Consider the following 12,224-nt stretch of genomic DNA (forward strand, 5'->3'; position numbering starts at 1 on the left):
AGGTAGACTTCCCTGACCCATCGATCTTATCAAGAGCGGTTCGAACCCGGTTCGCGGTGTCCCGGAAGACCGCCTTTCCGGTCGGCTAGGCGAGCAGTTCCCGGTAGACCCGCTCGATTCCTTCCGCTTCGGCGGCGGAACTGAAACGCGCCAGAGCAATCTCGCGGGCCGTTTGTGACAGCGCCGCGTGACGCTCGCCGTCCCCGAGCAGGGCGCGCGCGGCGTCGGCGGTCTCTGCCGCGCCGCCCTCCGCAACGATGAGTCCGGCGCGGCCCCGGTCCGAGAAGGCGCGGTAATATCCCGCGTCGCTGCCGATGAAGGGCACGCCGCTGGCCATCGCTTCGAGCGGCACCATGCCGTAGCCTTCGTATCGCGGCAGTTGCACGACCAGCGACAGCGAACGCATCAGGGCCGGCAGATCGGCGGCAGGGATCTCTCCGGGAAACAGGATGCGATCCGTCAGGCCCGCCGCCGCGATCCGGCGTTGCAGCCCGCCCAGAAACGCCTGGTGTTCCCGCGCCGCGCGGCCCAGGATCAGCGCCACCGCCCCCGGCAGGTCCGGCAGCAGGCGGAGCATCGCGTCGACGAAGCGGTCAGTGCCCTTTTCCGGCCGGATCCGCCCCACCGTCGCAATGCCGATGCGACCGCCATATCCCAGCGCGTTCCAGGCCGCATGCCGGTTCGTGGCAGGGGTGAAAAGGTCGGTATCGACCCCGTGCGGAACCACGGCGCGGACATGGGGCACGAATTCGGCGGCCTTGTCCGTGGTCGCAACGACCGCGTCCATGCGGCTGATCAGCCAGCGGGGATAGGCGGAATGGCGGCGTTGCGCGGCAGAGGTGAATACGATGCGGATCGGCAGGCGCAGCACGTCGCGGGCCCAGATCGCCGCGCGCATTTCGGGGTTCCGGCGCACATGCCAGATCACGAAGGGCGCGCCGCCGGCGTCGCGGGACAGGTGCCGCGCCTCGGCCACGGATATGGGCTTTGGGCAGCCCGGCAGCGGATGGCCGACAAGGCGCAGGTCATGATCTTTCATCTGCTGGCGGATCACATTCGCCGCCGTCGCCGAAACCCCCGTGAACCGCGGGTTCAGATTGGTGACGAAAAGGTCAGGCATGGTCCGACAGCCCGAGCGTATCGCAGATCTGGTCGATCACCGCGTCGAGCGCGCTTTGCTGGCGATCGACATAGGCACGCGCCGCCGCGCGCGCCGCCTGCAACGCGTTCGGATCGGTGAGCCAGAGATCGACGGCCGCGGCCAGGGTTTCGCCGTCCGTCACCTCCTGCGCGCCGCCGGACGCAATCAAGGGGGTGAAGGTTTCGGCGAAATTCGCCACATGCGGGCCGGTCAGAACGGCGGCCCCCGCCTGGGCGGGTTCGAACGGATTGTGCCCGCCGATGGTCAGCAGCGAACCGCCGAGAAACACCAACGGCGTCAGGGCATACCAGGTCCCGGTCTCGCCGAGCGTGTCCGCCAGGTAGACCTGGATGTCCGGCGTGATCTTTTCGCCCGCCGTGCGCCGGGCCAGTGTCAGGCCCCTGGCACGGACCAGATCGGCGACGGAATCGCCGCGATCCGGATGGCGCGGCACCAGGACAAGGCAGAGCGCCGGATGATCCCGCAGCAGCCGCGCATGGGCGGCCAGCACGATCTCTTCCTCGCCGGGGTGCGTGGAACTGGCGACCCAGGCGGGACGGCCGTTCAACTGATCGCGCACCGTGCCCAACGTGACGGTATCGACCGGCAAGGGGGCCGAGGTCGCCTTCAGGTTGGTGCCGACGCGAACCCGCGCCGGATCGGCGCCCATGGCCAGCAGGTTGTCCGCCGCCAGCCGGTTCTGGGTGAGCATCAGGTTGAACTGGTCCAGGATGAAGGCCGAGGTCGCGGGAACCTTGCACCACCCCTGCACCGACTTGGCCGAAAGCCGCGCGTTCAGAAGCGCCAGAGGCATGCCGCGATCGTGCGCCCGGCTCAGCATCAGCGGCCAGAGTTCGCTTTCCACTATGATTCCGGCGTCGGGGCGCCAGTGGTCGTAGAACCGCCGCACCGGCCCCTGGGCGTCGAGCGGGGCGAACTGGTGGCAGGTGCGCGGCGGCATCCGGCGCGCGATCAGTTCCGCCGACGTGGCGGTACCGCTGGTGATGAGGAAACTGGCATCAGGCAGTCGTTCGCCCATCCGGGTGATCAGGGTCAGGACCGACAGGCTTTCCCCGACGCTGGCGGCGTGAAACCAGACCAGGCGTCCGGGCGGGCGCGGCAGGCTGGCGTTGCCAAGCCGTTCATGCTGGCGCGCGGCGGGGACGCCGTGTCGTTGCAGCTTGCGCGACACGATCCAGTAGGCAAGCGGAGCCGCGACGGAGGTGAGGCCGCGATACAGGTGAAACAGCGCCGTCGGCGCGGCGCCGGCGGGTTCCATCAGCCGCCCGTGTGACTCATGTGGCGCGACATCTGCCCGTCGGTGCGCTGGCGCGAATAGTCGAAATCATGGCCTTTCGGCTTGCGCGAAATGGCGGCGCGGATGGCGTCGCGCAGGGGGGCTTCGGTGTCCGGGTTCTCGCGCAGTGGCGCACGCAGGTCCGCGTTGTCTTCCTGTCCGAGACACATGAACAGTTCGCCGGTGCAGGTCAGGCGCACACGGTTGCAGCTTTCACAGAAATTATGCGTCAGCGGCGTGATAAAGCCGATCTTCTGCCCGGTTTCCTCGAGCCGCACATACCGGGCCGGGCCGCCGGTGCGCTCGGCGAGGTCCGTCACGGTGTAGTCTTTCGCATAGGCTTCCCGAACGTCATCGAGCGACCAGTATTGACCCAGCCTGTTCTCGTTGCCGATGTCGCCCATCGGCATGACCTCGATCCAGGTCAGGTCCATGTCCCGTTCGGCGCACCACCGGGTGATCGCCGGCAGTTCGTCCTCGTTGAAACCCTTGAGCGCGACCGCGTTGATCTTGACCCGCAGCCCGGCGCGCTGGGCGGCATCGATCCCGCGCAGAACCTGCGGCAGGCGGCCCCATCTCGTGATATCCGCGAATTTCGCCTCGTCCAGCGTGTCCAGCGAGATATTCACCCGCCGCACCCCGGCGGCGTAGAGATCGTCGGCGAATTTTTCGAGCTGGCTGCCGTTCGTTGTTAGCGTCAGCTCCCGGAGCGCGCCGCTTTCCAGGTGTCGCGTCATCGCCTGGAAAAACGTCATGATTCCCTTGCGTACCAAAGGTTCGCCGCCGGTGATCCGCAGCTTTTCGACACCCAGCCCGATGAAGGTCGAACACATCCGGTCGAGTTCTTCGAGCGTCAGCAGTTCCTTCTTGGGCAAAAAGGTCATGTTTTCCGACATGCAGTAAACACAGCGGAAATCGCACCGGTCGGTGACGGAGACGCGCAGATAGGTGATGGCGCGGGCAAAGGGATCGATCAGGGGCGCAGTCATGGCTCTTAGGTAAAGCGCGGCCCCGCCGGCGGCAAGGGGCTAAGGCGAATTGCCCGGAGTTTCGACGCGGGGCAGATACTTTGCCGCTTCCTTGCGGGCAAAGGGTTTCATGCCCGCGCCATGGGTATCGAGAAACGCCCGGACGCGCGCGGCGTCGTGCTTGGACAGGTCGCGCAGCCACCACGCGATTGCCTTCTGGATGAACCAGTCACGGTCCGGCACATAGCCGGCGGCCCAGCCGAGGATGCGCTCGCGCCGCGCAAGATCTTCCGGTTTCGGGTTGTTCTGTTTGGTCCAGGGCAGGGTGATGACCAGCGCGGCGCGGCGGGTCCACATGTGGTCGGACCCCGTCCAGGGTTCCACCTCGTCGAGGCGGACGGGGTTGGCGACAAGACGTTTCTGCCCGGCCATGCAGGCGTGATCGGCAATGGCCCAACTGTCGAATTCGGGTGCCCAGGACCGGATCAGGCCCCATGCCGCGTCGTCGGGGCGGATGCGCGCCTGTGTCAGCAGCTTGGCGGCGGCGAGCCTCGCCTCGTAGATATCGGTCCGCCAGAGCAGGTCCGCCAGTTTCACCCTGTCCGCCACGTCGAGCTCTTGCCGCCATTTCAGGGTGAGCTCGTTGATGACGGGATTTGCCACCCCGAAATACCTCCGCTCGGCCTTGTGATAGGCCGCCATGCCCGCGGCGCGGTCAGGGTCGGCATGTTCCCTGATCTGGGCGAGGTAGCGGTCGATCATGGAATCGGAACGCCGGTCGGCTTTCCGTCGATGGTTCGGGCGTTCTTGTCCTGCCAATAGGCGCGCAGGTCCGCATCGGACTTGGCCTGCGTCCATTTCGACAGGGCGTCGCGTTCTCCGGTGAAGTCCATGAACGGCACGGCATATCCGCAGGAGGTCTGAACGAGGTCGATGGTCATGTCGAAAACCTGCCGGGCGCCGCGGTGCGGCGGAAAGACACTGCTCAGTTCGTCCCAGTCCGCGTGATCGCAATGGACGGCTCGCGCGGTTCCATAGGCCTGCAGGATCAGCGGCCGCCTGGAGAACGAACACCACATCAGGGTGACGCGCGGATGCTCCCGGAGATGTCCGGCGGTTTCATTGCCGCTGCCGGTCAGGTTCCGCCAGAGAAGCCGGTTCGGTCCCCGGACACGCAGGCTGTCCATCCCCTTCGGCGACACGTTGACCCGACCATCCGGCGCCGCCGACCCGGTAAAGAAGACGTGCTGATCGGCGATGAAGCGGCAGTGATCATCGGTCAGAGACGGGAACTGCTTGGCCATCTATTCCACCGTCACGGATTTCGCGAGGTTGCGCGGCTGGTCGACGTCGGTGCCCTTGGCGACCGCCGTGTGATAGGCCAGAAGTTGCGCCGGAACCGCATAGAGGATCGGCGTCAGGCTGTCATGCACGCGGGGCATCCGGATGGTCGTCCAGACCCCGTCCCGCGCTTCGTCGATGCCGCGCTCGTCGGAGATGAGGATCACCTTGCCCTTGCGCGCCATGACCTCCTGCATGTTGGACACCGTCTTGTCGAACAGCGCATCGCGCGGTGCCATCACGACGACCGGCATCTGTTGGTCGATCAGGGCGATTGGGCCATGCTTGAGTTCGCCTGACGCGTAAGCTTCGGCGTGTATATAACTGATTTCCTTTAATTTCAACGCACCCTCAAGAGCTAGGGGATACATCAGTCCACGCCCCAGGAACAACACGTCACGGGCTTCGCTCAGCTGTTGGGCGGCGGCGTGGATCGCGTCGTTCTGGTCCAGCGCCACGTTCAGGACAGCTGGCAATCCGCGCAGGGCCGAGACATGGTCGGACAGGGTGTTGGCGGAAAGCGTACCGCGATCCGCTGCGGCCTTGAGCGCCAGCATCAGCAAGACGGACAACTGGCAGGTGAAGGCCTTGGTCGAGGCGACGCCGATTTCCACGCCGGCATGGATCGGCAGGGCCAGATCGCTTTCCCGCGCGATGGAGCTTTCGGGCACGTTGACCACCGACACGATGCTGTCGGCCTTGCCGGCGCAATAGCGCAGAGCGGCGAGCGTGTCGGCGGTTTCGCCGGACTGGCTGACGAAAAGCGCTAGGGTTCCCTCCGGGACGGGCGGTTCGCGATAGCGGAATTCGCTGGCGACATCGACCTCGACCGGCAGGCGAGCCAGTTGTTCGAACCAGTATTTCGCCGTCAGACAGGCATAGTAGGCGGTGCCGCAGGCCACCATGGTCAGACGCTGCACTTGCGTGAAATCGAGTCCCTTGCCCGGCAGGATCACCCCGTCTTCGCCGCTGGGCAGATAGTGCCGGATCGCGTCGCCGATGACCTCGGGCTGCTCGGCGATTTCCTTGGCCATGAAGTGCTTGTGTCCCGCCTTGTCCACGCGGGTGGTGTCGATCTGGATCACCTTGACCGCCCGGTTGGCCAGCTTGCCCCTTGCATCGTGGATCGTCACCCCGGCGCGGGTCAGGACCGCGCGGTCGCCTTCCTCCAGGTAGGTGATGCGGTCGGTGAGCGGCGCGAGCGCGATGGCGTCGCTGCCGATGAACATTTCCCCGTCGCCGTGTCCGATGGCGAGCGGCGACCCCTTGCGGGCGGCAATGATCAGATCGTCCTGCCCGTCAAACAGGAACGCCAGCGCGAACGCGCCTTCCAGCCGGTCCAGCGCCTTGTTGGCGGCCGCCACCGGGTCGGCGCCCTCGCGCATGTAGAATTCCGTCAGCAGCGCCACGGTTTCGGTGTCGGTTTCAGTGGCGAAACGCACGCCATTGGCGGCCAGTTCGGCCCGCAGTTCGCGGTAATTTTCAATGATGCCATTATGCACCACCGCGACGTTGCCGGCCCGATGCGGGTGGGCGTTGTTCACCGTCGGCGCGCCATGTGTCGCCCAGCGGGTATGGCCGATGCCGGATTTCCCGGCGAGCGGCTGGTGCACCAGCAGGTCCGACAGGTTGACCAGCTTGCCGACGGCGCGGCGGCGGTCCAGAGCACCGTTGTTGACGGTCGCGATCCCGGCGCTGTCATAGCCGCGGTATTCCAGCCGCTTCAGCGCTTCGACCAGAATCGGGGCGACTTCGTGGCTGCCCAGGACGCCTACGATACCACACATCTCTATTTTCCCTCGTCGCGCCGGGCCTTGCGGGCCTTCAGCATTTCAAACAGCTTGCGTGCCCGGCCCGGCTTGTTGTCCTGTTTCGCCCGCGCCACCGCCAGGGCATCGGCATCCACGTCGCGGGTGATCACCGATCCGGTCGCGGTCATGGCCCGGTCGCCGACCGTGACCGGGGCGACCAGCATGGTATTGGACCCGATGAACGCCCCGGCGCCGATCGTGGTGTGGTGTTTCATGACGCCGTCATAGTTGCAGGTTATGGTCCCGGCTCCGATATTGGCGGCCGCGCCCACCGTGGCGTCGCCGATATAGGACAGGTGGTTGATCTTCGCGCCTTCCGCAACCTGCGCGTTCTTGATTTCCACGAAATTTCCCACGCGGGTGTCTTCGGCCAGTTCCGCGCCGGGGCGCAGGCGGGCATAGGGGCCGACGGTCGCGCCGCGGCTGACATGACAGCCTTCGAGATGCGAAAAGGCGCGGATCGTCGCGCCGCTTTCCACGGTGACGCCGGGACCGAACACGACATGGGGTTCGACCACCGTGTCGCGGCCGATCACCGTGTCCTGGGCCAGATAGACCGTGTCCGGAGCCATCAGCATCACGCCCGACGTCAGCAGGTCGGCACGGGCGCGGGACTGGAACACGGCCTCCGCCGCCGCCAGTTCCTGGCGCGAATTTATCCCCATGGTCTCGGCCTCGTCGCAGCTGACGACCGATGCGGACAGCCCGCGGGCGCGGGCCAGCGCCACGATGTCCGTGAGATAGTATTCACCCGCCGCATTGTCCTTGCCGACCGCCGCGATCAGGTCGAACAGGGTCGCGGCGTCGCAGGCGAGCAACCCGCTGTTGCACAGCGTGATGGCGCGTTCCGTTTCCGTCGCATCCTTGTATTCGACGATCCCGAGCAACTCGTCGCCCTGCGTGAGCAGGCGTCCGTAGCGCGCCGGGTCCCCGGCCTGAAACCCGAGCACCACGAGGTCACGGCGCTTGCGTGCGGCGATCATGCGCCCCAGCGTCTCGGGTTGCAGGAAGGGCGTGTCGCCGTAAAGCACCACCACATCGCCCGAAAACCCGTTCAGCACCGCCCGCGCCTGGCGGACCGCATGCGCGGTGCCAAGCTGTTCGGCCTGCACCACGATCTCGGCCCGTTCGTCTTCCGCCTCCGCCACCGCGGTCACGGCCTCGGCCCCATGGCCTGCGACGATCACCACGCGGTCGGGATCCAGCGCGGCGCCGGCCCGCATTGCGTGCACCAGCATCGGCACCTGCGCGATCGGATGCAGCACCTTGGGCAGGTCGGATTCCATCCGGGTGCCCTTGCCGGCGGCCAGAATGACCAATGCAATACTCATATGATTTCTCTTTGTGTTTTTCGTGCGCCCGTTTTATCCGCTTGGGACCACAAGGCAAGCGGCGCGGCGTTCAAACAAGGTTGCGGGCTGCAACATCGGTGCGCGGATTGGCGCCGGAACGGAGGGCGGGATGCGGACGGTTATTTTCGATCTTGACGGCACGCTGGCTGACACGTCGGGCGATCTGATCGCCGCCGCCAATGTCTGTTTCCGCAAGATGGGGGCGGGCGACGTGCTGGTGCCGGGCGCGGACGCCGGAATTGCGCTGCGCGGCGGCAGGATGATGCTGACGCGCGGGCTGGAACGGCTGGACCGTTTCGACGAAGCCCTGGTCGATCAATACTATCCGGTGCTGCTTGACGCCTATGCCGACGCGATCGACACCCATACCGAACTCTATCCCGGCGCGATGGCCGCGGTCGAGGCGCTGAAGACGCAGGGTTATGGCGTTGGCATCTGCACCAACAAGCCGGAGGCGCTGGCCGAATTGCTGCTCACCCGGCTCAACATCCGCGACGCCTTCGCCTCCATGGTCGGGGCGGACACGCTGCCGGTTCGAAAGCCGGATCCGGAACCCCTGCGCGAGGCCGCCCGCCGCGCCGGCGGAGACCCGGCGATGTGCGTGCTGATCGGGGATTCGGACACCGACCGCAACACGGCGCGGGCGGCCGGGGTGCCGTCGGTGCTCGTCACCTTCGGTCCTTCCGGCGCCGACATGGCGGCGCTGGAACCCGACGCGCTCCTCGATCGGTTCGAGGACCTTCCGGGGATCGTGTCCGGCTTGATCGGCTGACAGAGAAGGTCGTTCAGGGAAGACAGGTCGCGGCCGGGCAGGTCGTGCAAGGCGGAGTCTGTCCAGGCGGCACGGTCCGGACCGAGCGCGGGACCGGCAAGCGCCTGATACTCCGCCCGCGGTTCCGGCTCTGTCGGGGGGCTGCGGCAATCCCGGCGTGGCGTCACGCCAGCTGCCGACCCGGTCCAGCCCCATCGACCGCACCCCGGCTTTCGGATGCGTGGTGGTCGCAGGCCGCGGCCTGCTGCGTGATGGCGGCCCGGCAGCCGAACTCGTAACCCATCACGATCGTTGTCACAAACTCCGATCCCGAAGCGCGGCTCTGATACCCGAAGGCAAGGGTGGCGGGGAACAGCGGACAGCCGACACGCCCCTTGGCGGGGTTGAACCCGTCATGCCCGTCCAGCGAATCGATCGTCATACCGGCCGCCAGGGCGACGCCGGCCACGTTGGCCCTGCGCGCATCGAACGGCATCGGCGCCGTGCCGCCGAATGTATCAGCGGCATGGGCTCGGATGATCGACGACAGCGGTTCCGGTCAGGTCGAGCGCTCAAGGTTCGGCGCGGGTTCTCTCCGTGGGGGGCAGGTCCGACCGGTGCAGAGCATGAATGAAATCGATCGCGCCCATGGCCAGGAAACCCGGGCGCGGCCGCCGCCCTGTCCGGTTCCTTCGCGGCATGTCGCGTCTTTTCTTCCTCTTGCCGGAAATACTCCGGGGAGCGCGAGGGGCTGGCCCCTCGCTCCGCCCTTTGCACCTTTCGCCAGTCGCCCGATCTCTCTTGACCCGCCCGCCGGCGCGCTTCACAACCGGATCATGACAGAACGGTTCACCGGAAGCTTCACGCAGCAGGAACCCATCCCCGAGGCGGGGATCGCCGCGGCTCTGGCCGTATTGCAAAGCGGTCGATTGCATCGCTACAACCTTGCGCCGGGCGAGATCGGGGAAACCGCCCTGCTGGAAGAGGAATTCGCCGCGTTCACCGGGGCGCGCTACTGCCTGGCGGTCGCGTCGGGCGGATATGCAATGGCCACGGCCCTGCGCGCGGTCGGGGTCGGACCGGGCGACCGGGTGCTGTCCAACGCCTTCACTCTCGCGCCGGTGCCGGGGGCCATCGCCTCTGTCGGGGCGCAACCGGTTTTCGTCGGCGTGACCGAAGACCTGACCATCGACCTGCGCGACCTCGCCGCCAAGGCGGACGAGGCGGATGTGCTCCTGCTCAGCCATATGCGCGGCCATATCTGCGACATGGACCGCCTGATGGAGGTCTGCGGCGATGCCGGGATCAGGGTCATCGAGGATTGCGCTCATACGATGGGGGCCAGCTGGCGCGGTGTCGCTTCGGGACGGCACGGGGCGATCGGGTGCTATTCCTGCCAGACCTACAAGCACGTGAATTCCGGCGAAGGCGGATTGCTGGTCACGGATGACGCCGATCTGGCGGCCCGCGCGATCATGCTGTCGGGGTCCTACATGCTCTACGACCGCCACCGGGCCGCCCCGCCGCCCGAGGCGTTCGAGCGGATCAAGTATCACACGCCGAATATTTCCGGACGCATGGACAACCTGCGCGCGGCCATCCTGCGTCCGCAACTGGCGGATCTGGCGAAACAGGTCGATCGCTGGAACGCCCGCTATCGCGCGCTGGAAGACGGGCTGCGCGGCACCCCCGGTCTGACCCTGATCCCGCGCCCCGATGCGGAATCCTTCGTCGGATCGTCCTTCCAGTTTCTGCTGCTGGACTGGACGGGCGACTCCGTGACGGAGGTCCTGGACCGATGCGAGCGCCGGGGTGTCGAACTGAAATGGTTCGGCGCGCCCGAACCGCTGGCCTTTACCTCCCGCTACGACAGCTGGCGTTACGCCGATGCACCGGCAATGCCGGAGAGCGACCGGATTCTGGCCGGAATTCTGGACATGCGGGTGCCGCTGACGTTTTCGCTGCAAGACTGCGCGCTGATCGCCAGGATCATCCGGGCCGAAGTCGGGACAGTCTACCAGGCCGGCGCTGTCCGATCTGCTTGATCGTCCGGTCGTCCGCGCCGGCGCGGCTTCGTCGTCCGGACCGGCGAACGGTGGCCGAGTCATGGCGATTGACCGACTCGGGCGGCGCTGTTAAAGATTTATTGAACGGACGTTCATTAAATCGGAGGACCCCGGATGTTCAACGCCACCATGCAATTCGATCTTGGCGAAGATGTAAACGCGCTGCGCGACATGGTGCACCGCTGGGCGCAGGAAAAGATCAAGCCGATTGCGGCAGACGTGGATCGGGACAACGTCTTTCCGGCCCATCTCTGGGCCGAGATGGGGGATCTGGGGTTGCTCGGGATAACCGTGCCGGAAGAATACGGCGGCGCCGGCATGTCCTACCTTGCGCATGTGATCGCGGTCGAGGAAATCGCGCGGGCGAGCGCGTCGGTCTCGCTGTCCTATGGCGCCCATTCGAACCTTTGCGTCAACCAGATCAAGCTGAACGGAACCGAAGAGCAGAAGCGCAAGTATCTGCCCGGCCTGATTTCCGGCGCTCATGTCGGCGCCCTGGCGATGTCCGAAGCCGGGGCGGGGTCGGATGTCGTCAGCATGAAACTGCAGGCCGAAAAGCGAAACGGATACTACCGGCTGAACGGCAACAAATACTGGATCACCAACGGTCCGGATGCGGATACGCTCGTCGTCTACGCCAAAACCGCTCCTGACGCGGGCAGCAAGGGGATCACGGCTTTCCTGATCGAGAAGAGCTTCAAGGGGTTTTCCACGAGCCGTCATTTCGACAAGCTGGGCATGCGCGGTTCGAACACGGCGGAACTGATCTTCGAAGACTGCGAAGTGCCCTTTGAGAACGTGCTCGGGGAAGAGGGCAAGGGGGTGCGCGTCCTGATGTCGGGCCTGGACTACGAACGCGTCGTTCTGGCCGGGATCGGCACCGGGATCATGGCGGCCTGCCTGGACGAAATCATGCCCTACATGGCAGAGCGCAAGCAGTTCGGCCAGCCGATCGGATCTTTCCAGCTGATGCAGGGCAAGATGGCCGACATGTATACGGCGATGAATTCGGCCCGCGCCTATGTCTACGAGGTTGCGAAAGCCTGCGACCGGGGCGACGTCACCCGGCAGGACGCGGCGGCCTGCTGCCTTTATGCCTCGGAGCAGGCGATGGTTCAGGCGCATCAGGCGGTGCAGGCGATGGGCGGCGCGGGCTATCTTTCGGACAACCCGGTCGGACGCATTTTCCGGGATGCCAAACTGATGGAGATCGGCGCCGGGACGAGCGAAATCCGCCGCATGCTGGTGGGGCGCGAGATGATGGCCGCGATGTAGTGTCCGGCCAGGGATCGACCCGCGAGCCTGAAAGGCAGCGGATCGATCCGGTGGCGCGGCGTTTCGCTGCGCCGGACGACGGGAAAGGATCGGAAACGGTGCACCTAGCTGAGACCAACCACGACAGGATCGATTTTGACCGTGCCGGTCGGCGCGCCGTTCAACGTGACATCGCTTTCGATGCCGAAGGTCCAGTTGCCCCGGGATTGAACCTTCCCAATG

General features: G+C 66.0%; 11 protein-coding genes. 3 read left to right on the plus strand and 8 right to left on the minus strand.

Annotated elements, in window-relative coordinates; translation table 11 throughout:
• Positions 1-85 precede the first annotated feature (85 nt).
• The 7 genes from QO034_RS04460 to glmU are packed head-to-tail and all read right to left on the minus strand — an operon-like array spanning position 86 to position 7,889.
• A complete protein-coding gene (locus tag QO034_RS04460) occupies positions 86-1,120 on the minus strand; it encodes a glycosyltransferase family 4 protein (RefSeq protein WP_284484304.1) in 1,035 nt (344 codons plus the stop codon).
• The gene (locus QO034_RS04465; RefSeq protein ID WP_284484305.1) at positions 1,113-2,420 is read right to left on the minus strand and encodes a 3-deoxy-D-manno-octulosonic acid transferase; all 1,308 of its coding nucleotides are present in this window, start codon (positions 2,418-2,420) and stop codon (positions 1,113-1,115) included. Before QO034_RS04465 ends, QO034_RS04460 begins: the two co-directional genes overlap by 8 nt.
• A complete protein-coding gene (gene moaA / locus QO034_RS04470) occupies positions 2,420-3,427 on the minus strand; it encodes a GTP 3',8-cyclase MoaA (RefSeq protein WP_284484306.1) in 1,008 nt (335 codons plus the stop codon). The genes QO034_RS04465 and moaA overlap by 1 nt, the downstream gene beginning before the upstream one ends.
• Before the next feature lie 39 nt (positions 3,428-3,466).
• The gene (locus tag QO034_RS04475) at positions 3,467-4,168 is read right to left on the minus strand and encodes a DNA alkylation repair protein (protein WP_284484307.1); all 702 of its coding nucleotides are present in this window, start codon (positions 4,166-4,168) and stop codon (positions 3,467-3,469) included.
• A complete protein-coding gene (locus tag QO034_RS04480; RefSeq protein WP_284484308.1) occupies positions 4,165-4,710 on the minus strand; it encodes a pyridoxamine 5'-phosphate oxidase family protein in 546 nt (181 codons plus the stop codon). The genes QO034_RS04475 and QO034_RS04480 overlap by 4 nt, the downstream gene beginning before the upstream one ends.
• On the minus strand, positions 4,711-6,534 hold the full coding sequence (gene glmS, locus QO034_RS04485) for a glutamine--fructose-6-phosphate transaminase (isomerizing) (RefSeq protein ID WP_284484309.1): 1,824 nt from the start codon (positions 6,532-6,534) through the stop codon (positions 4,711-4,713).
• A 2-nt stretch (positions 6,535-6,536) separates the two neighbouring features.
• Positions 6,537-7,889: a bifunctional UDP-N-acetylglucosamine diphosphorylase/glucosamine-1-phosphate N-acetyltransferase GlmU gene (glmU, locus tag QO034_RS04490; RefSeq protein ID WP_284484310.1), complete on the minus strand. Its 1,353-nt coding sequence runs from the start codon at positions 7,887-7,889 to the stop codon at positions 6,537-6,539.
• A gap of 130 nt (positions 7,890-8,019) precedes the next feature.
• On the opposite strand from glmU, the gene QO034_RS04495 reads away from it, so the two are divergent.
• Positions 8,020-8,682 (plus strand): HAD-IA family hydrolase, encoded by a 663-nt coding sequence (locus tag QO034_RS04495; protein WP_284484311.1) that lies wholly within the window; start codon positions 8,020-8,022, stop codon positions 8,680-8,682.
• 163 nt (positions 8,683-8,845) lie between these two features.
• Here the strand turns inward: QO034_RS04495 and QO034_RS04500 are convergent, their stop codons facing one another.
• On the minus strand, positions 8,846-9,211 hold the full coding sequence (locus QO034_RS04500; RefSeq protein ID WP_321169986.1) for an MmgE/PrpD family protein: 366 nt from the start codon (positions 9,209-9,211) through the stop codon (positions 8,846-8,848).
• A gap of 286 nt (positions 9,212-9,497) precedes the next feature.
• On the opposite strand from QO034_RS04500, the gene QO034_RS04505 reads away from it, so the two are divergent.
• Together QO034_RS04505 and QO034_RS04510 are read left to right on the plus strand one after the other, a co-directional pair.
• Positions 9,498-10,706, plus strand: a complete 1,209-nt coding sequence (locus QO034_RS04505; protein ID WP_284484312.1) for a DegT/DnrJ/EryC1/StrS family aminotransferase — start codon at positions 9,498-9,500, stop codon at positions 10,704-10,706.
• Between the two features lie 135 nt (positions 10,707-10,841).
• Entirely contained in the window at positions 10,842-12,002 is a 1,161-nt protein-coding gene (locus QO034_RS04510; RefSeq protein ID WP_284484313.1) for an isovaleryl-CoA dehydrogenase, read from the plus strand.
• The last annotated feature ends 222 nt before the right edge of the window (positions 12,003-12,224 follow it).

The organism is Sedimentitalea xiamensis (assembly GCF_030164465.1).
Lineage (GTDB): Bacteria > Pseudomonadota > Alphaproteobacteria > Rhodobacterales > Rhodobacteraceae > Sedimentitalea > Sedimentitalea xiamensis.

Excerpts from the sequence above, each read along its gene's own strand:
- QO034_RS04460 (WP_284484304.1), bottom strand. The coding sequence starts at position 1,120 with ATGCCTGACCTTTTCGTCACCAATCTGAACCCGCGGTTCACGGGGGTT.
- QO034_RS04465 (WP_284484305.1), bottom strand. The coding sequence starts at position 2,420 with ATGGAACCCGCCGGCGCCGCGCCGACGGCGCTGTTTCACCTGTATCGC.
- moaA (WP_284484306.1), bottom strand. The coding sequence starts at position 3,427 with ATGACTGCGCCCCTGATCGATCCCTTTGCCCGCGCCATCACCTATCTG.
- QO034_RS04475 (WP_284484307.1), bottom strand. The coding sequence starts at position 4,168 with ATGATCGACCGCTACCTCGCCCAGATCAGGGAACATGCCGACCCTGAC.
- QO034_RS04480 (WP_284484308.1), bottom strand. The coding sequence starts at position 4,710 with ATGGCCAAGCAGTTCCCGTCTCTGACCGATGATCACTGCCGCTTCATC.
- glmS (WP_284484309.1), bottom strand. The coding sequence starts at position 6,534 with ATGTGTGGTATCGTAGGCGTCCTGGGCAGCCACGAAGTCGCCCCGATT.
- glmU (WP_284484310.1), bottom strand. The coding sequence starts at position 7,889 with ATGAGTATTGCATTGGTCATTCTGGCCGCCGGCAAGGGCACCCGGATG.
- QO034_RS04495 (WP_284484311.1), top strand. The coding sequence starts at position 8,020 with ATGCGGACGGTTATTTTCGATCTTGACGGCACGCTGGCTGACACGTCG.
- QO034_RS04505 (WP_284484312.1), top strand. The coding sequence starts at position 9,498 with ATGACAGAACGGTTCACCGGAAGCTTCACGCAGCAGGAACCCATCCCC.
- QO034_RS04510 (WP_284484313.1), top strand. The coding sequence starts at position 10,842 with ATGTTCAACGCCACCATGCAATTCGATCTTGGCGAAGATGTAAACGCG.